A 19,679-nucleotide genomic window follows, 5' to 3' on the forward strand; every position below is an offset into this window, starting at 1 on the left:
ACTAATTGTATATATATTGAGTCCCTTTCGGGAGCGTTTTAAACTTAATAATTTTTACCAATTGTAAAGATACATCTAAAAATAGGATTTTAGGGTTTGCATTCCGTTCAATATGGTAATGTGCTTGTTCCAACTCCGAAATAATTGCCGAAGCCATGTTCAGGTTCAGGACGTATTTGCAGAGCTTATGTGCCGTATCTAATGTCCGTAAAGGCAGTTTTACCAGGCTATCGGCTCCGCTGAGGATAAGGCTGCACTCCCTCAGAAAGCTAATTCCGTACTTCAAAAAATTCTTTTGATTTTCCCTGCCCCAGCTTGCTGCCTGATCGGTAAAGCTCACCAGGTCCAGCCCCCTGTTGCCATATCCCATTCTCAGCCATTCGGCAAAGATCTCTGCATTATCGTTATGTGCCTGTGCTGCTAGCGCCTTGGCTTCAATCAGGTTGCCATCGGCCAGAAAGCTATAGGTTGCTGCCTGTTCTGCAGATAGGTTGTGTTTTCCCGTCAGGTATTGCTCAATGGTTTCGCCCGGCAGTTTGGGGATTTTTACAATCTGCGTCCTGGACAGCAGTGTAGAAAGGATATGCTCCTGATTTGTAGCTACCAGCAGGAAAAGCGTATTCGCGGGCGGCTCCTCAATAATCTTCAGCAGCGAGTTTCCTTCTTTTTCAAGATACTCCGGCAGCCACATGATCAAAACTTTCGTCTCCGCCTCAAAAGCTTTATAACTCAGTTTTTTTATGATATCATGACACTCGGCGATATTGATATTTGCCTGTTTATTGTCGGCACTGAGCTGCGCCCTCCATATGTCCAGGTCTACATAAGGATCTGAAAGCAGCATCGTGCGCCATTCCTCGAGTACGTCTACAGCAATTTTCACATCCTTGGAAGCAAAAAACGGATAAGAAAAATGCAGGTCAGGATGGATATACCTTTCGTACTTGCGGCAGGAAGAACAAAGCCCGCAACTGTCTGTCGCCGAACGGTCAAGGCAGTTGATAAACTGCGCATAGGCGATAGCAAGAGGCAAAGCTCCGGTACCTTCCGCAGAAAGAAACAACTGGGCATGACTCACCCTGTTTTCAGCAACGGTTTGTACCAGCTGCCGCTTGATTTCCTCCTGTCCTATGATCTCTTTGAACTGCATTTGGTGCAAAATAGTAAATTTATAACAATCTTTGCAGCTATGTCACGTATTATCGCATTTGATTATGGCACCAAACGTATCGGCGTTGCCGTTACCGATCCCCTGAAGATTATTGCCACAGGACTGGACACTGTACACCCAAAAGATATTATTGATTATTTAAAAAAATACCTGCTTACGGAGCCTGTAGAAGCTTTTGTAATAGGAAACCCGAAGCAGATGGACGGTTCCCCCTCCGAATCTGCACAGCATGTAAAAGGCTTTTCTACATTACTTAAAAAGAGTTTTCCGGATGTCCCGCAGCACTGGATTGATGAAAGATTTACCTCTAAACTCGCACACGAAGCTATTCTTCAGAGCGGCTTAAAGAAGCAGGACAGGAGAAACAAGGAAAGGGTAGATACGATTGCCGCGACAATCATTTTACAATATTTCATGGAAGAACACCGTTTATAAAAAATTAATGAGCCTGATTAAAGAAGACTTACAAGATTTATTGCTGAAATTCTGCGAACCCGAAAGCGGGCTGCTGCAGCGGATTGACAGGGAAACGCATCTCAGGGTTTTAATGCCAAGAATGCTCTCCGGGCACTACCAGGGCCGCGTGCTCAGTATGCTGAGCAAGCTGATTACACCGGCACGCATTCTTGAAATAGGCACCTTTACGGGATATGCTACGCTCTGCCTGGCCGAAGGCTTAGCAAAAAATGGCATGCTGTATACACTGGACATCAACGTAGAACTGGAAGACAGGGTGCGCGGATATTTCGCCGAATCAGCCTATGATGAACAAATCAAATATATTCTTGGCGATGCCACTCAAACTGTAAATGATCTGGATGAGGTATTCGATCTCGTTTTTATCGACGCAGATAAAAAAAATAATGGTACCTATTATGATCTTATCTTTGACCGGGTAAGCCCTGGTGGGCTCATTATAGTTGACAACGTATTATGGAGCGGCAAGATACTCACTAACCAGCAAGACAAGGACACCAGAAATATTAGTACATTTAATGATAAGGTAGCAGCAGACAACAGGGTAGAAAAACTAATCCTACCCGTTAGAGACGGCTTGTTTATCATCAGAAAAAAGTAAAACAATGAATTTAAAAAACTTATTCCTAACCTGCCTGACTATACTTTTAATAGGCACATCAGCCCAAGGTCAGACGATACAGGACTACGTGGAAGAACATACAGACCATGCAAAAGAGTTAATGCGCGAGTACGATGTACCCGCAAGTGTAATACTGGCAGTGGCCATACATGAATCGGCCGCCGGAAAAAGCAAGGTAGCCAGGCACCTGAACAACCATTTTGGCATCAAGGGCAGTAACAGCAATACAGAAATCAACTCTTCGTACCGTGATTACGAAACGGCAGATGAATCTTATGATAACTTTGTAGAAGTATTGCAAAACACTTCCTCTTTTAATAAGCTGTTTGACAAGTGTGATCAGTACGACTATGCGGGCTGGGCAAAGGGCATTCAGCGAGGTGGATATGCCGCCAGCAGAACCTGGGCAAAACAGGTGATTGCGATTATCAATAAATATGAACTTTATCAGTATGACGACAGGCCGGCCGACTATACCGAACCGGTAAAAGTAGTTACTGCAGTTAAGAAAACGCACTACCGGGCGCATGCACGCAAACGCAGACACAGCTCATCAAGAATGTACACCGTTAGAAAAGGCGACAACCTGAACAGGCTTGCTGAATCCCACGGCACTTCTGCAAAAGCACTGATGCGTAAAAACGGACTGAAAAAATCAGCACTCCAACCAGGCCAGAAAATCAGATTTTAATGAAGAAATTATTACTTCCCTTTGCTATAGCAGTTATTCTCCTTGCTTCCTGTAAATCAAGACAATACCACAGGAACAACAAGCAGATTGAAAAAGCCGCAAACAAGGCAAATCCTAATTTTACGGATTTTACTACCCTGAGCTATATTGAGGCTTTTAAAGGAGTGGCAATAGAAGAAATGAATACCTATGGCATTCCAGCGAGTATCACCCTGGCGCAGGGCATTATTGAGTCTGGCAGCGGTAACAGCAGCCTGGCAAAGTTTGCAAATAATCACTTCGGCATCAAATGTACCTCCGAATGGAAAGGAAAAGCCTACTACAAGGATGACGACAAGAGCAATGATTGCTTCAGGGTATATAAGGATGCACGGGATTCGTACAAAGACCACTCAGAGTTTCTCAAGAGAAAACGCTACAGTGCTTTATTTGAGCTGGATAAAAATGATTACGTAAACTGGGCTAAGGGATTGAAACAGGCTGGTTATGCCACCAACCCCAGATATCCGGATATGCTGATCAACACCATAGAGAAGTACCAGCTGCACCAGTATGACCAGCCGGAGTCTGAACCTGATAAGATTAAACGTGAGGACAGGGTATTTACAGAGATCAATGCCAATATTCCTAAGGAAACAAAGAAGTTTGCACCGGTAGAAACCCCGCCTTCAAAACAGGTGATCAATACCACCGATCCGAATTATGTGGTGCAGAAAGGCGACACACTGTATAACATTGCCAAAAGATATAACATGACGGTGGATGAACTGAAGTCGCTCAATAACATGCATGATGAGGGAATAAAGATTGGCCAGAAACTTGTAGTAGTTAAATAATGTTAATATCATCACTTTAGCTGCGCCTATTTGTAATTTTGCCGGTCAATGAAACTGTTTATCCTGCTATTTTTTATTACTGCCTTCGCCGGTATTGCCACAGCACAAAAAAAATCTGTACAGGGCTTTGTTATAGACAAGGAATCCAAGCAGCGCCTTGCTAAGGTATATATCTACAATTCGCATGATGATGAGGGGATGTATAATAATAACAAAGGTGAGTTTGCTACACAGGCCTCGGTAGGCGACACGCTGTTTGCTGCTCTTGAGGGTTATGGCGTGGATACACTGATCTATAAAGGGAATAATGCGATTTACTTTCAGCTTAAGCCCCTGGCCATTCAGCTCAGGGAAGTAGCTATTCTGGGCAGCCTGGTTACTCCAAAAGAGCGTTACGACCAGAACCTGCGCGAGTACAAATATGCAACAGACAGGGGCAGCTCCAAAGATCTGTTAAATTTAAATTCAAGGGGCGCAGGCCTCGGCATTGATGCTATCTACAACCTGCTGAGCAGAAAAGGACGTAATGCCCGCCACCTGCAGGCCATACTGGAAAGGGATTATAAGGAGCAGGTGATCGATTACAGGTACAACCCCGCATTTGTAGGCCGTGCATTAAGGATCAAAGGTTTTGAACTGCAGGATTACATGCAGCAATACCGTCCAAGCTACGACTTTGTGCTGATGGCTTCAGACTATGCATTCATTGTGTTCCTGCGGAACAACTATGCTTCATATAAGCGGAATCCGCGGGCATTAAGACTCAAACCTCTGCCGCAGATAAAAATTGATCATATATGAGATACTGGCCGGTAACCTGGAAAGGCCTTCCGGCAAATGCCATGGCTCTATTTCCCTTTATGGTGTTCAAAGATCCAAAGCAGAAGGACAATCCCTTACTGATCAATCACGAAAAAATTCATTTCATGCAACAGCTGGAACTGCTGATTATTCCATTCTATCTTTTGTACCTTATTTTCTACCTGGTCAACCTGATCAGGTTCAGAGACCATTCAAAAGCCTATTTTAATATCAGTTTTGAAAAAGAAGCATATGCCAATGACGGAAATATAAATTATTTACGAAACAGAGGATTATATTCGTGGCTAAGGTATTTTTAAGGCGCTTTTTTAATACATAATCCATTTAGCACTAATATTTTTATATCAATTTAGGGTCTGGTAAGAACATTTTTTCTTTTCTTTGTAGCAATGAGAGGTTTATATGCAAGTTTATTTTTATTATTCGCCGTTTCAGCACAGGCTGTTGCGCAGGAAGTAGATTCAATACCTGTTAATATCAGGGACATGGATCTTAAACTTAAAAAAAGCCCTCTGCCTTCGTTGAGAGGAAATATTCTGTTTAAGCCCGTTGAAATCAACCCTGTTGTCATCAGCTCAAAAGTAAACTACTGGAGAACCACAACCTCTATCGGGCTGAACATCAACCAGGCCTCATTCAGTAATAACTGGACAGGTGGTGGAGTAAACTCCCTGGCCGTTGGTGGCCTGGTGAACTACAAAGCAGACTATGTAAAGGACGACTACAGCTATACAAGTGAGCTTAACCTCCAGTATGGTAAAATAAAAAACAAAGATCAGCTGCAAAAGAAAAGCCAGGACAGGATCTTCTGGGATAACAAGGTTGCCTTTCAATTGTCGAGAACCTGGTATTTCTATGGTGCCTTAACGTTTGAATCGCAGTTTGACAAAGGATTCTCCTACGATACTGATCCGCTGGGAAATGAAAGAGCAACGCTGATTTCCAAGTTTATGTCGCCGGGCTACCTCACAGAATCTGTCGGTCTTGAGTATAAACCGGTAAAATATTTCTCTACCAGGATCGGTTTGGGTACTGCAAAACAGACTTTTGTACTGGACAATGATCAGATTACCGCAGCAGCCCTCCGCAGGGATTCTGCAGCAGTGATCACGGATAACTATGGTGTACCTGTTGGCGATACCTTTAAAAACGAGGCGGCTTTCCAGCTGACGGCCAATCTGGACAAAGACATCATGTCTAACGTGAACCTGAAATTGAGATATAACCTTTTCATGCCTTACAACGAGATCAATTATACCTCACACCGTCTGGATGTAACCGTTACGGCTAAAGTAAACCGCCTGATCAACGTATCTGTTACCGGCGTTGGGCTGTATGACAGAAATGTCACTTCAAAAATACAGGGAAGCCAGGTGCTGGCGATGGGATTTGCATTTGTATTCCCCCGTTAAACACTTAGATACATCAGATTTAAATGTTTGATTGTTATTAAAAATGTTTGCAACTTTGTATACTATTACCATTACAGATTAAGTCATTGACTATCAATTAATAAAACATGTTTGAGAATTTACAGGATAAACTAGACCGTGCGTTTAAAGTTCTAAAGGGACAAGGAAGCATTTCAGAAATCAACGTGGCCGAGACCATGAAGGAAATTCGTAAAGCTTTACTGGATGCCGACGTAAATTATAAAACTGCCAAAACTTTTACCGATGAGGTAAAGGAAAAGGCACTGGGACTGAACGTACTGACGGCAGTGTCTCCGGGACAATTGCTCACCAAAGTAATGAACGATGAGCTTACTGCCTTAATGGGCGGTGAGGTTACAGAATTAGATCTTAAGACAAACCCAACTATTATACTGATTGCCGGTCTTAACGGTGCTGGTAAGACCACTTTCTCCGGAAAGCTGGCGAACTACCTGAAGAGTAAAGGCAAAAAGCCGCTATTAGTAGCGGGTGATGTATACCGTCCGGCAGCGATCGATCAGCTGCAGATTTTGGGCGAGCAGATAGGCGTTCCTGTTTTTGCGAACAAGAATTCCAAAGATCCGGTAGCCATTGCACTGGAAGGTATCGCTCAGGGTAAAAAAGAAAACAACAATGTGATTATCATTGATACTGCCGGTCGTTTAGCGATTGATGAGCAGATGATGAATGAAATCGCAGATGTGAAATTAAATACTAAACCGCATGAAATCCTGTTCGTAGTTGATGCCATGACCGGACAGGATGCGGTTAATACTGCAAAAGCTTTCAACGACAGGCTTGATTTTACAGGTGTGGTGCTTACCAAATTAGATGGGGATACCCGCGGTGGAGCGGCCCTTTCTATCAAATCTGTAGTAAACAAACCAATCAAGTTTGTAGGAACAGGCGAGAAAATGGAAGCACTGGATGTTTTCTATCCCGACAGGATGGCTTCACGTATCCTCGGTATGGGTGACGTTGTTTCCCTGGTTGAGCGTGCCCAGGAACAGTTTGACGAAAAAGAAGCTGCCGAGCTGCAGAAGAAGATCCGTAAAAACAAGTTTGATTTTAACGACTTCTATAATCAGATTCAGCAGATCAAGAAAATGGGTAACATGAAAGACCTGATGGGCATGATCCCTGGCGTGAGCAAAATGATGAAAAATGTAGAGATTGAAGACGATGCTTTTAAAAATGTGGAAGCCATCATTCAGTCGATGACAAAATACGAGCGTGAAAATCCGGACAGCATTCAGCAAAGCAGACGTCTCCGTATTGCTAAAGGATCTGGTAACAAAATCGAGGAAGTAACAAAACTGATCAAACAGTTTGAAGATATGCGTAAGGTGATGAAACAGTTTTCTAACCCTGCTGCAGCAGCCAAAATGATGCGCGGAATGCCTAAAATGCCACAGGGCAGAATGTAAGCTGCTGCCTTTATTGATATTGAAATCCCGGCTCCGCACAGACCGGGATTTTTTTATGTTAATTTTTCCAGCAGATATCTTTGTTTTATTGTCCTGAGGCTCAACGGGAAATTTCACAATTAATAAGTGTAATGTTAACCTTTTTGTTACCAGAATATTTAACATGGAGTTAAATTAGCATCCTGTTGATTAACCAGATATGCTGATAAAAACTTACGGAAGCGCACTCGCCGGTGTTGATGCGCTAACGATTACCATCGAAGTGAGCATCGGAAGCGGAAACAAATATCATATTGTAGGGCTCCCTGATAACGCTGTGAAGGAAAGCCTCAGGAGAATTGAAAGTGCCATCCAGCTGTCCGGACTGAGGATGCCCCGGCAGAAGATTGTGGTGAATCTCTCTCCTGCCGCGATCAAAAAAGAAGGAACAGCTTACGATCTCCCCATAGCAATAGGTATTTTAGCCGCTTCCGGACAGGTTCTTTCAGAAATGACAGATCAGTTCATGATTGCTGGAGAACTTTCGCTGGACGGAGGCATACAGCCCGTGAAGGGCGCACTCCCAATGGCAATCCAGGCAAAGGCAGCAGGTTTAAAAGGATTTATCCTTCCAACTGATAATTCCAGAGAAGCAGCAGTTGTAGAAGGCCTGGAGGTGTATGGTATGCGGAGCCTGAATGAAGTGATTGCGTTCTTAAATCTGAAGGAAGCTTTTGAACCTGTTCTGGTGAACATCAAAAATGAGTTCCTTAGAACTTTAAATGGTAATGATCATGACTTTTCTGATGTTAAGGGTCAGGAAAATATTAAAAGAGCACTGGAAATTGCCGCTGCAGGCGGCCACAACATGATCCTCATTGGTCCTCCCGGATCAGGAAAAACGATGCTGGCCAAAAGGCTGCCCACGATACTCCCACCACTAAATCTTGACGAAGCGCTGGAGACCACCAAGATCCATTCTGTTGCAGGGCAACTGAGTATAGCAGATGCCCTTATGACGGAACGCCCTTACAGAAGCCCCCATCACAGTATTTCTGACATTGCCCTGGTAGGTGGCGGCATCAACCCCCAGCCGGGAGAAATCTCGCTGGCACACAATGGGGTCTTGTTCCTGGATGAGCTGCCTGAGTTTAAACGAAGTGTGCTGGAGGTCATGCGGCAGCCACTGGAAGACCGTAAGGTGGTTATTTCAAGATCGCGCATGAGTGTGGAATATCCGGCAAGCTTCATGCTGATTGCCTCAATGAACCCTTGCCCCTGTGGCTTTTATAATCACCCTGAAAAAGAGTGCAGCTGCCCGCCCGGAACAGTGCAGAAATACCTTAGCAGGATTTCCGGCCCGCTGATGGACAGAATTGACCTGCATGTAGAGGTAACACCTGTGGATTTTAATCAGCTGTCGTCATTGCACCCGGCAGAAAAAAGTTTGGTGGTCAGGGAAAGAGTAACCAGTGCCAGAGGCATCCAGGATATCCGTTTTGCAGCATACCCAAAGTTACATTACAATGCACAGATGAGCCCAAATATGGTCAGGAAGGTCTGCATCATTGATAATGAGGGCAGAATGCTCATTAAGAAAGCAATGGAAAGACTAAGTTTATCTGCCCGTGCTTATGACCGGATTTTAAAGGTTTCCCGCACGATCGCTGATATCGAAGGCAGCAGTACCATAGAACTGGAGCATCTCGCCGAAGCCATACATTACCGCAGCTTAGACAGGCACAACTGGACGGGATGATGCACACAATCAGGCTAGTCTTCTTCGCCGTCAGCCTCTTCGTCCTCCTCCTCCTCAATTTCAGGAACGTATGCCATGATCTCCCTGCCGATGGCATTGATCTCCTCATCTTCTTCAAAAAGAGGCAGCGCCGTTTCCGGATCCAGCTTCAGCCACTGTGATTCTGTGTCTTTCTGGATCTGTACATATTCTTTTCCGTCCTTAAAAACTACATAAGTATCATTTCCTTCAGGGAATATAGCGTAGTCAATCTCTCCTATTGTAATATCAAATGGCTCTTGCATAATGTTAACTGTAAGCAAAGACGCTGTGATATCGCCTTTGGGCTCCAAATATACTAATTCGTGGTTTTGAGCCTGTTAATAAATTCTATAAATTTCTGGTTACCATAATTTGCAGCACCAGCTTCATTGTACATGATACGTCCCTGCTTGTCAAAAACAATGGTGGTTGGCAATGATCCCTGGAAAAGCACTTCGGGCACTTCGCTGGCCACAGAAAATATAGGCAGTGCAAATTTCTTTCTCTGCATAAACTTTTGGGATTTTGTCAGATTTCCGTCGGCATCTGCCAGAATAAAAACGATATCACTCTCATTTTTAAATCTCTCATAGAGCTTGTTCACTCCCGGCATTTCTGCAATACATGGAGGGCACCAGGTAGCCCAGAAGTTCAGAAAAATAACTTTCCCTTTTAAATCGCCAAGGTCGGTGATTTTTCCATTGATATCTTTAAATTGTATTCCCGAAAGATCTCTCAAAGGCTGTGCCGCAGGGGCAGAGGTGTCGGGCGAAAAAAGCCCGGCTTTCATCAGCCCCACCAGGACCATCGCTTTTGCTGAAGGAACAATGATGATCGCAATAAAAAACAGGATCAGCACCGCATTGGATATATTTTTTATGTTAAGTATTTTTCTCATCTTCCAACATCGTTTCTAAAATTAAATCTTAATTTGCATCTGCTCCGCCCCTCTGCAGATGACAAACAAAGATACAAAATGAAATCCTGCTATGGTATGCCCAGAGACACATCTGATCTTCTGTAAGCCTCAGGACCTATCGCGCAGAAGGCAGCTGAAACAAACACAAATAAGAAACTGAGAAAACAAATACTGAAGATGAACAAATATAAATGGCCCAATGTAAAACCTCCGGTAGCAGAGATGATTCCCGAACAAAGGACTATACACGGAGATACAGTAACGGATAATTATTACTGGATGATAGACTATTTTAAGGAGGGCCCCAACAGTGAAAAGACAATAGATTACATTAAGGCCGAAAACGAATATCTGGATCAGATGATGGAGGGCACCAAAACTCTGCAAGACGATCTTTTTAAGGAACTAAAAGGCCGTATCAAAGAAAAGGATGAATCCGTTCCGGTTTTTAAAAACGGATATTTCTACTACTCCAGAACTGAAGAAGGGAAGGAATATTCAAAGTACTGCCGCAAAAAGGACTCACTCAGCTCTCCTGAAGAGATCTTGCTTGATATTGATGAACTAGCTAAAGGTCATTCTTATTACTCTGCCAGAGGTTACAGTATTAGTCCCGACAATAAACTGCTGGCATATGGCGTAGATAATGTTTCCAGAAGACAATACACCATCTTCATTAAAGATCTGGAAACAGGTGAATTAATAAGTGATGCCATCCCCAATACAGAAGGTGATCCGGTCTGGGCAGCAGATAGCAACACGTTATTTTACACCGCCAAACATCCTGTCACCTTGCTCAGCGAAAAGATCCAGAAACACAGACTGGGAACCGAAGCGTCTGAAGACCCGGTGGTATATGAAGAAAAAGATAAATCAAATTATATCGGTGTAGAGAAATCCAAATCGGGCGAGTATATATTTATCTATTCGCAGGCTACTTTATCTTCAGAGGTGAGGATGATCAGTGCTGATCAGCCTGACGCTGACTTTACCGTATTTCAGTCGCGCACAAAGGATGTTTTATACACCATAGTTCCGCTGGAGGATAAATTTCTGATCCTGACCAACTTGGAGGCACAAAATTTCCGCCTGATGGAATGTCCGTTCGGTCAGACGGATAAAGCGCACTGGAAAGAAGTGATCCCTCACCGCAAAGATGTGCTGCTTGAAGAAGTAGAAGAATTCAGGGATTTCATCGTTATCTCAGAACGTAAGAATGGACTGGCGCAGCTGCGTATACGAAATGTGAATGGAGCGGAACATTATATTGATTTCGGAGAGCCCGCCTATACAGCGGCCATTGGATCAAACCCAGAATATAATAGTCAGAGCTTACGCTACATATACACTTCCATGACCACCCCTGTATCAGTGTATGACTATAACATGGATACCAAAGCCAAAACGCTGATGAAACAGCAGGAAGTTGTAGGAGGATATAACAGGGATGAATATATAACTGAGCGGCTATATGCAACCGCAAAAGACGGCACTCAGGTTCCGTTATCACTGGTCTATAAAAAGGGGCTTAAAAAGGATGGCAATGCGCCCTTACTGCTTTATGCATACGGATCTTACGGCCATAGTATGGATGCATCCTTTTCCAGCAACAACCTTAGCTTGCTGAACAGGGGGTTTGTTTTTGCCATTGCACATATCCGCGGTGGCCAGGAAATGGGAAGACAATGGTATGAAGACGGCAAGCTGATGAAAAAGTTGAATACTTTCAATGATTTTATCGACTGCGGGAAATTCCTGATTACTGAAAAGTATACCAGCGCCGCACATTTGTATGCCCAGGGAGGAAGTGCAGGAGGTTTGCTGATGGGAGCCGTGATCAATCTGGAACCTGACTTATGGCATGGCGTAATTGCACAGGTTCCTTTTGTGGATGTGGTAAATACCATGCTGGACGAAAGCATCCCGCTGACGACCAATGAGTTTGATGAATGGGGAAACCCAAAAAATGCAAATGCCTATCATTATATGAAAAGCTATTCTCCCTATGAAAATATAGAAAAGAAAGCTTATCCAAACCTGCTGGTGACCACAGGTTTGCATGATAGTCAGGTACAATATTTCGAACCTGCCAAATGGGTGGCCAAACTACGCGCAACCAAAACTGATAACAACGTATTGCTGCTCAAAACAGATATGGATTTCGGTCACGGGGGCGCTTCCGGAAGATTTGATTACCTGAAAGATATTGCATTAAACTATGCATTCCTGTTAAGCCTTGAAGGTATAGGTGAATAGTTTCTCTCCCGGGGAAATTATTCATAAAAAACAATTTCATAAAAACCAGCGAATAAAGATTTTGTTAGCGTAAGCACATCAATCTGAATTCGCATGGAAAACAAAACATATACCCAGGTCGCTCCCGGAGTGTGGGGTATGAAAATAGTTTTTGTAAATATTTATATGGTTGCGACCGCCCCAGGAGAGTGGGTACTCGTAGATGCCGGTTTAAAGACTGGGGCAGAGAAAATCATCAAAATGGCAGAAGAACTCTTTGGCACAGATGTGCCTCCTTCTGCCATTATTCTTACGCATGGACATTTTGACCACGTAGGCGCACTGAAAGAGTTGCTGGCTAAATGGCCGGTGAAGGTATACGCCCACCCGCTTGAGCTGCCTTATCTCACAGGACTTTCGGCATACCCGCCACCAGATCCAACTGCGGGCGGCGGGCTCATGACTGCGTTCTCTTTCATTTACCCCAAAGGGCCAATCAATATTAGCGGCCACGTTCATCCTTTGACAAAAGACGGGACGGTACCGCATATGCCGGAATGGGATTGTATACATACACCCGGTCATAGCCCGGGACATGTTTCTTTGTTCAGGCCAGAGGATAAGCTGCTGATAGCTGGCGATGCTTTTGTGAATGTAAAATCTGAATCCCTGCTCGCCGTAATTGCACAGAAAAAAGAATTGTCCGGTCCTCCAAAATATTTTACCCCGAACTGGCTTTCAGCAGCCATGTCTGTAAAGAAGCTGCGCGACCTGAAACCGGAAATTGCTGCTACCGGACATGGGCCGGTAATTCAGGGAGATGAACTGACCCAGGGATTGGGTGACCTGGCAAATAACTTTCAGGAGCTGGCGATGCCAGACAATGGACGTTATGTACATGAACCAGCAAAAACAAACAGGAAAGGAGTACAATATCTGCCACCTGCCCGTTTCAATACCGCGCTCATCTGTACTGTTTTTGTATTGTCTGCCGTAGCGGTATTTGGACTGGTGAACAAAATAAAATCCCGCTAGTTAAGGAATCATCACATTGGAAACATAAAAAGGCTGATCTCTTATGATTAAATCCCAAAAGTTTTTGTCCAATTTGGGGTTCAATCATAACAGACCAGCCTTTCAATTGCCTGATTTAAAACCGGCAATCAATATTAAAACTAGATCAGTTCAACGCTGCGGTTTACGAATGCGGTTAATTCTGCACCCGTAAGCATACCCTGAGAAAGCAAGGCAAGATCTACGGCCTGTTTTGCCAGGGCACCTTGCTCTTCTGCATCTTCAGTCTGTAAAATACGGTTAACCAGTTTGTGGTTTCCGTTGATAGCTACTTTATAGTTATCAGGCATGCTGCCATAAAAACTCATTCCGCCACCCATCTGAGCCATATCTTTCATGCGTCGCATAAACTCGTCCATGGTTACAGTAACCGGGAACTCATCCGGATTAAGGCCAACGATTTCAACCTGGAAGCCCGGTTTAACAATAGCCTTTTCAAAAACTTCTTTCACTTTGGCCGACTGCTCTTCAGTCAACACAGACTCAACAGCTTCATCTTTCTCGATCAGCTTGCTTGCTACGCTGGAATCTACACGTTTCATCAGTGTTTTTTCCAGTTTCTGCTCCAATGAACTTACGAAGTGATTATCAATAGCCGAGTTCATCAGTAATACATCATAATCCTTTTTGCCGGCCGATTGGATAAAGCTGTCCTGCTTGGCCGGATCATTGGTATAGATATAAACTACCTGACCATTTTTATCGGTCTGTACAGATGCCACTTTTTCACGGTATTCCTCCAGTGTATAGTGCTCATTTTTGGTATTGGTCAGCAGCGCAAAGTCTTTTGCCTTATCGTAAAATTTCTCTTCGCTTACCATTCCGTATTTCACGAACAGGCCTATATCGCTCCATTTGTCTTCGTAAGATTTACGGTCTTTATTGAACAGCTCAGCAAGTTTATCTGCTACTTTCTTGGTGATATAGCTATTGATTTTTTTAACGTTGCTGTCAGCCTGTAAAAAGCTTCTTGATACATTCAGAGGAATATCCGGTGAGTCAATTACACCATGAAGCAGCATAAGGAATTCAGGAACAATATCTTTTACCTCATCAGTAATAAATACCTGGCGACTGAACAACTTGATCTTATTGCGCTGCATATCGAAATCGTTCTTCACCTTAGGGAAGTACAGTACGCCTGTCAGGTTAAACGGGTAATCAACATTCAGGTGGATCCAGAATAAAGGGTCCTCAGAAAAAGGATACAATTGTTTGTAAAAATCAAGATAATCCTGGTCTGACAAATCTGCAGGTGCCTTTGTCCAGATCGGAGCAGTAGTATTGATGATATTATCAACTTCAACAGCTACTGTTTTTGGTTTGCCCTCTTCGTCTTCTCCATCTGGTTCCTGCGTAGTCTTTGTACCAAATTTAATCGGAACTGGTAAGAATTTACCGTATTTATCAAGGATCTCTTCTATTTTATGTTTGCTCAGGAACTCTTCAGATTCAGCATTGATATGAAGAATAATGTCTGTACCGCGTGTAGTACGTGATCCTTCAGTAATTTCGTAAGAGGTACTTCCGTCACATACCCAGCGTGCAGGCTCTGCACCATCCTGATAAGATAAAGTTTGTATTTCGACCAGGTCTGATACCATGAAAGCAGAATAGAAACCCAATCCGAACTTACCAATGATCTCATTGGCATCTTTAGCGTCTTTAAATTTCTCTACAAATTCGCTTGCACCGGAAAAAGCCACCTGATTAATATATTTTTTAATCTCTTCAGCTGTCATTCCCAGTCCGCTGTCGCTGATCGTAATGGTCTTTTTCTCCTCATCAAGTGCAACCGCAACAAGTGTATCGCCCAGTTCACCGTTAAACTGTCCTAAGGCAGCTAAACGTTTGATTTTTTGTACCGCATCAACCGCATTTGAAACCAGTTCACGCAGAAAAATCTCATTGTCCGAGTAAAGGAATTTCTTAATAATAGGAAAAATGTTCTCGGTATGTATGGAAATACTCCCTTTTTCTTCTATGCTCATATGTTAACTCATTTTTAAGTACATCAGACACCTATCAAGGTATGTTCCAATTTGTTTTTTTGTCAAATTGACAGTAATGTGAAGAAATTGGAACTGAAGAACTGGACATTATTATACCCAGCTTAATCATCTAAACCACCAGATGAGCGTAAGTGCCGGCAGAAAGTCTTAACAGCTACTCATTCGAAGGCAAACTGTACGTTGCGAAGTTTAACCGTGAATATTACAATCCGGTAGCAAAGTTCTTCTGTATCTTTGTTTCCCAATGGAATATAATGTACATACTTTGCCAAACGGCATCCGCCTGCTTCATGTGCCCTCTGCATCTGCAATCTCTCATGCCTGTATCATTATCAACAGTGGTTCCAGGGATGAGAGCGAATCCCAGTCGGGATTGGCCCATTTCATCGAGCATCTGATTTTTAAGCGCACAGAGAAAAGGAACACCAATCAGATCCTCAATCGTCTGGAGAGCGTAGGTGCTGATTTAAATGCCTATACCACCAAAGAATATACCTGCATTCACGCTTCATTCCTGCACCCTTATCTGGACAGGACATTAGAGCTTTTTAACGATATCGTTTTCCATTCTACCTTTCCTGAAGATGAAATGGAAAAAGAAAAAGGAGTGATCCTTGATGAGATCGCCTCATACCTGGATCAGCCTGAAGAAGCTATATATGATGATTTTGAAGATCTGGTTTTTGCAGACCATCCTTTAGGGCGGAATATTTTAGGTACAACAGAAAGCGTTAATGCCCTTAGCCAGCAGGATATCAAAGATTTTATTGCTGCCAATTACCATACAGATAAAATTGTGATCGCTGTTTTAGGCAATTACACCCTGCCAAAAGCGGTCAAAATTTTTACAAAATATTATGAGGGAATTCCTGAGAACCTCAAGGAGCAGCATAGATCAGTGCCTGCCACAGCCCCGGTAATTATCCGTACAGATGACAAACCAATTATGCAGGCACACACCATGATCGGATCACAAGCCTATTCATTACATCATCCCTTTAAAACAGGACTGTTGTTATTGAATAACCTGCTTTGCGGTACCGGGATGAGTTCTATCCTGAATCTCCAGATCAGGGAAAAACATGGCATCGCCTACAGTATCGAGTCTGGTTACAGCCCTCTGAGCGATACCGGCATTTTTACGGTATATTTTGGGACAGATAAAGAAAAAGTAGACCGTGCGCTTGCCCTCATATACAAAGAGTTTAAAAAGATCCGTGAAAACCCGCTGACCGAAGTACAGCTCCAGAAAGCCAAAAATAAATTTATCGGTCAGATTGCCCTGGGCGAAGAAAACAGGATCGGACTCATTATCTCCATGGCAAAAAGCCTCAGCGATTACAACAAAATAGATAACCTCGAAACTGTTTTCAGGAAAATTGAAGCCGTCAGCACCGCTGATATGGCGGAGATTGCTGCTGAAATGCTGGATGAGAAAAAAATGAGCGTCTTAACCTTTTACCCTTTAGGCTAATAATCGTACTTTTGTATTCTTCTGCCGCATAATACTATCGCAGAGCAGAAGGACCAGGATGTATCCTGTGAACAGAATGACATTATAAAAATATTAGAATAGATGAAATTATCAATTGTAGCTTATGGTGATCCGGTTTTAAGGAAGTTGTGTGTAAACATCGACAAAGATTACCCGGAATTACAAAAGCTGATCAGCGATATGTTTGATACCATGTACGCAGCAAGCGGCGTTGGCCTTGCGGCACCTCAGGTAGGTTTGCCAATCAGATTGTTCATTGTAGATACCGGCGATGATGAAGAGGGAAAACCAGGTTTCAAAAGGGTTTTCATCAACGCAACGATCCTGGAAGAAACAGGCGAGCCATGGGCATTTACAGAAGGCTGCTTAAGCATTCCTGACATCAGAGAAGAAGTATTGCGCAAGCCAAACGTAAGGGTACAGTACTATGATGAGAACTGGGAACTGCGCGAAGAACAACTTACAGGTATGCCTGCACGTGTGGTACAGCATGAGTACGACCATATCCAGGGAAAACTATTTACAGATACCCTGAGCCTGCTGCGCAAGCGGATGCTGAAGTCTAAGCTGGATTCGATTTCGAGAGGTGAAGTGCGCGCAGATTACAAAATGAAATTCCCGCAGCAGCGCAGAAAACGCTAATTAGCGTTTTGCCTGCTTTTATCGCCGTTAAAAATTTGCTGCATCAGCTTGCCCCAGGCGAAAGGGTTGAGCAGCGGATTGCCCTGAACCAGGTTTCTGTTCAGTTCCCTGTCCTGATCCATACGGAAATTTATATTGGAGATCTCTCCGGCATCTCTGGGCAGATTCTGAATCTTTCCATTGATTGACCGGCCTGAAAGGTTTTTCCGCGCAATCTCCATATCATCATCGGCAATCTTCAGCGCAAGAAAATCTTTGGTAAACTCTTCTACGGTTGCCCAGGGATAGATCCTCACGGCAGGAAGATAAACGATCTCCGATTTCATTTTCACCATTGCAGTATATTTTACCTCTTTGATTGTCAATGGAATAGTGATAGTTTTATCGGTATATCCGATTGCGTTATAGACCAGTGTATCTCCGGGATGTGCTACAAATGAAAAGTAGCCCTTGTAGTTTGCACCATAACGCTGTTCCTTATTGGATTTATTTGTGATCGTTACATAGGGCACAACGAAATTACTATCCACGTCCGTGATAATTCCTGAAAATTGGATCAGTCCTCTCCCGGCAGGTGCCTGCTGCGCAAACAGTCCTGCAGTAAGAAAAATGAAGATCAGGGTGAAAGCATATTTCATCGGACAAAAATAGCTGTATTTAATAAAGCGGCTAGTTAAATTTTGTTAAATGAATTTAAACCGGCTCTGATAAGTTAATCGCTTCTACAGCAGTTATTTCTGGTACAGCTTTCAAAATAGCCTGCTCAATACCTGCTTTCATTGTCATAAAGCTCATTTTGCAGGTTCCGCAGTTCCCCAATAATTTTAATCTGACTACTTTATCTGACGTAATCTCTTCTATAGCGACATCTCCTCCGTCTGCAATCAGATAAGGGCGGATAGTTTCTAATGCCTGTTCAACTTGTTGTGTGATATCCATGATAGATTTTAAAATATAAATTTAGTAATTTTTTAGCAATTCACCGGGCTTGCATTATTTATTGAGACTTGCTGCGCAATTTTACCAGCAATTTCAGCAAAGGCCGCAGCGGTTTTGCTCTCTTTATTCAGTGCAATTGGCGTACCACTATCGCCCCCCTCTGTAATTCCCTGTACAATCGGGATCTCACCCAAAAAAGGGACCTCAAAGGCTGTTGCAAGGGCTTTACCGCCGTCTCTGCCAAAGATGTAATATTTATTATCTGGCAGTTCCTCTGGCGTAAAGTATGCCATATTCTCAATTACCCCCAGTACAGGAATATTTATACTAGGCATTTTGAACATTGCAAGTCCTTTTCTGGTGTCTGCCAGTGCCACCTGTTGCGGCGTGGTTACAATTACAGCCCCGGCAATCGGGAAACTCTGGGTAATGGTGATGTGAATATCGCCTGTTCCCGGAGGAAGGTCCACAATAAGGTAATCCAGCTCGCCCCAGTCGGCGTCATTGAACAACTGTTTGATTGCATTTGAAGCCATTGGCCCACGCCAGGGCACCGGCTGGTCCGGATCTGCAAAAAAACCGAGCGACAATAACTTGATGCCATATTTCTCTATCGGCAGGATCAGTGTCTTTCCTTCCGCAGTTTCTCTTGCACTTGGCTTAGCCCCTACCAGGCCAAACATGGTTGGTACAGAGGGCCCGTAAATATCTGCATCGATCAAGCCTACCTTTGCTCCGTCTGCCGCCAGCGTCACGGCCAGGTTACTGGCAACAGTAGATTTTCCTACTCCTCCTTTTCCCGAAGATACGAGGATAATATTTTTGATATCGGCCAGCTGGCTGGTGTCTGCCGGCTTGGTCACTCTCGATGTAATATTGATATGTATATCTGCATCCTGTGCCACGAAATATTTGATCGCGTTCAAACATGCATTTCTCAGCATGTCTTTCATCGGACATGCAGGCGTAGTGAGTTCAAGGGTAAAACTAATTTTTTTATCTTCAATTGTCAGGTCCTTGATCATGTTGAGTGTCACCAGATCTTTTTTAAAATCAGGGTCTTCTACATTTCTCAGAGCCGCCAAAACTTGTTCGCTGCTAATTTCCATTGCTCAAAATTAACAA

20 protein-coding genes are annotated in these 19,679 nt (G+C 43.5%); 13 read left to right on the top strand and 7 right to left on the bottom strand.

What is annotated here, in order from left to right; translation table 11 throughout:
• Position 1: 1 nt before the first annotated feature.
• Positions 2–1,150 (bottom strand): DNA polymerase III subunit, encoded by a 1,149-nt coding sequence (locus FN831_RS13305; protein ID WP_142528666.1) that lies wholly within the window; start codon positions 1,148–1,150, stop codon positions 2–4.
• 39 nt (positions 1,151–1,189) lie between these two features.
• Here FN831_RS13305 and ruvX point away from each other — a divergent pair, with 39 nt between their 5' ends.
• The 9 genes from ruvX to FN831_RS13350 all read left to right on the top strand — a co-directional run bounded on the left by ruvX (position 1,190) and on the right by FN831_RS13350 (position 9,217).
• Entirely contained in the window at positions 1,190–1,606 is a 417-nt protein-coding gene (gene ruvX, locus FN831_RS13310) for a Holliday junction resolvase RuvX (RefSeq protein ID WP_142528667.1), read from the top strand.
• 7 nt (positions 1,607–1,613) lie between these two features.
• Positions 1,614–2,249, top strand: a complete 636-nt coding sequence (locus tag FN831_RS13315; RefSeq protein ID WP_142528668.1) for an O-methyltransferase — start codon at positions 1,614–1,616, stop codon at positions 2,247–2,249.
• 4 nt (positions 2,250–2,253) lie between these two features.
• Positions 2,254–2,961 carry a glucosaminidase domain-containing protein gene (locus FN831_RS13320; RefSeq protein WP_142528669.1) on the top strand — a complete coding sequence of 236 codons (708 nt, stop codon included), beginning with the start codon at positions 2,254–2,256 and terminating at the stop codon, positions 2,959–2,961.
• Positions 2,961–3,797 (top strand): glucosaminidase domain-containing protein, encoded by an 837-nt coding sequence (locus FN831_RS13325; protein ID WP_142528670.1) that lies wholly within the window; start codon positions 2,961–2,963, stop codon positions 3,795–3,797. The genes FN831_RS13320 and FN831_RS13325 overlap by 1 nt, the downstream gene beginning before the upstream one ends.
• A 48-nt stretch (positions 3,798–3,845) precedes the next feature.
• Positions 3,846–4,598, top strand: coding sequence for a hypothetical protein (locus FN831_RS13330; protein WP_142528671.1), 753 nt, complete (start codon positions 3,846–3,848; stop codon positions 4,596–4,598).
• Complete coding sequence (locus tag FN831_RS13335) at positions 4,595–4,918, top strand: hypothetical protein (protein ID WP_142528672.1); 324 nt, start codon at positions 4,595–4,597, stop codon at positions 4,916–4,918. The genes FN831_RS13330 and FN831_RS13335 overlap by 4 nt, the downstream gene beginning before the upstream one ends.
• A 90-nt stretch (positions 4,919–5,008) precedes the next feature.
• A complete protein-coding gene (locus FN831_RS13340) occupies positions 5,009–6,031 on the top strand; it encodes a DUF3078 domain-containing protein (protein ID WP_142528673.1) in 1,023 nt (340 codons plus the stop codon).
• 107 nt (positions 6,032–6,138) lie between these two features.
• On the top strand, positions 6,139–7,479 hold the full coding sequence (ffh, locus tag FN831_RS13345; protein ID WP_142528674.1) for a signal recognition particle protein: 1,341 nt from the start codon (positions 6,139–6,141) through the stop codon (positions 7,477–7,479).
• A gap of 199 nt (positions 7,480–7,678) precedes the next feature.
• Positions 7,679–9,217: a YifB family Mg chelatase-like AAA ATPase gene (locus FN831_RS13350; RefSeq protein ID WP_142528675.1), complete on the top strand. Its 1,539-nt coding sequence runs from the start codon at positions 7,679–7,681 to the stop codon at positions 9,215–9,217.
• Positions 9,218–9,231: 14 nt separating this feature from the next.
• On the opposite strand, the gene FN831_RS13355 is transcribed toward FN831_RS13350, so the two are convergent.
• Together FN831_RS13355 and FN831_RS13360 are read right to left on the bottom strand one after the other, a co-directional pair.
• A complete protein-coding gene (locus FN831_RS13355) occupies positions 9,232–9,501 on the bottom strand; it encodes a hypothetical protein (protein WP_142528676.1) in 270 nt (89 codons plus the stop codon).
• Between the two features lie 53 nt (positions 9,502–9,554).
• Positions 9,555–10,136: a TlpA family protein disulfide reductase gene (locus tag FN831_RS13360; RefSeq protein ID WP_142528677.1), complete on the bottom strand. Its 582-nt coding sequence runs from the start codon at positions 10,134–10,136 to the stop codon at positions 9,555–9,557.
• Positions 10,137–10,334: 198 nt separating this feature from the next.
• Between FN831_RS13360 and FN831_RS13365 the strand changes: the two genes are divergently transcribed.
• Positions 10,335–12,413, top strand: coding sequence for a S9 family peptidase (locus FN831_RS13365; RefSeq protein ID WP_142528678.1), 2,079 nt, complete (start codon positions 10,335–10,337; stop codon positions 12,411–12,413).
• Between the two features lie 93 nt (positions 12,414–12,506).
• Complete coding sequence (locus tag FN831_RS13370; RefSeq protein ID WP_142528679.1) at positions 12,507–13,427, top strand: MBL fold metallo-hydrolase; 921 nt, start codon at positions 12,507–12,509, stop codon at positions 13,425–13,427.
• Between the two features lie 140 nt (positions 13,428–13,567).
• Here the strand turns inward: FN831_RS13370 and htpG are convergent, their stop codons facing one another.
• Positions 13,568–15,457 carry a molecular chaperone HtpG gene (gene htpG / locus FN831_RS13375; protein ID WP_221931342.1) on the bottom strand — a complete coding sequence of 630 codons (1,890 nt, stop codon included), beginning with the start codon at positions 15,455–15,457 and terminating at the stop codon, positions 13,568–13,570.
• A 265-nt stretch (positions 15,458–15,722) separates the two neighbouring features.
• On the opposite strand from htpG, the gene FN831_RS13380 reads away from it, so the two are divergent.
• Positions 15,723–16,952, top strand: a complete 1,230-nt coding sequence (locus tag FN831_RS13380) for a M16 family metallopeptidase (RefSeq protein ID WP_142528680.1) — start codon at positions 15,723–15,725, stop codon at positions 16,950–16,952.
• Positions 16,953–17,054: 102 nt separating this feature from the next.
• Positions 17,055–17,615, top strand: coding sequence for a peptide deformylase (gene def / locus FN831_RS13385; RefSeq protein ID WP_142528681.1), 561 nt, complete (start codon positions 17,055–17,057; stop codon positions 17,613–17,615).
• Here def and FN831_RS13390 read toward each other — a convergent pair.
• The 3 genes from FN831_RS13390 to FN831_RS13400 are packed head-to-tail and all read right to left on the bottom strand — an operon-like array spanning position 17,612 to position 19,663.
• Entirely contained in the window at positions 17,612–18,253 is a 642-nt protein-coding gene (locus FN831_RS13390; RefSeq protein ID WP_142528682.1) for a peptidase associated/transthyretin-like domain-containing protein, read from the bottom strand. The two genes, def and FN831_RS13390, sit on opposite strands and share 4 nt — an antisense overlap.
• Positions 18,254–18,308: 55 nt before the next feature.
• Positions 18,309–18,554: a NifU family protein gene (locus tag FN831_RS13395; protein ID WP_142528683.1), complete on the bottom strand. Its 246-nt coding sequence runs from the start codon at positions 18,552–18,554 to the stop codon at positions 18,309–18,311.
• A gap of 32 nt (positions 18,555–18,586) precedes the next feature.
• Entirely contained in the window at positions 18,587–19,663 is a 1,077-nt protein-coding gene (locus FN831_RS13400) for an Mrp/NBP35 family ATP-binding protein (protein ID WP_142528684.1), read from the bottom strand.
• Between the last annotated feature and the right edge of the window lie 16 nt (positions 19,664–19,679).

It is taken from the genome of Pedobacter westerhofensis, assembly GCF_900182595.1.
GTDB lineage: Bacteria > Bacteroidota > Bacteroidia > Sphingobacteriales > Sphingobacteriaceae > Pedobacter > Pedobacter westerhofensis.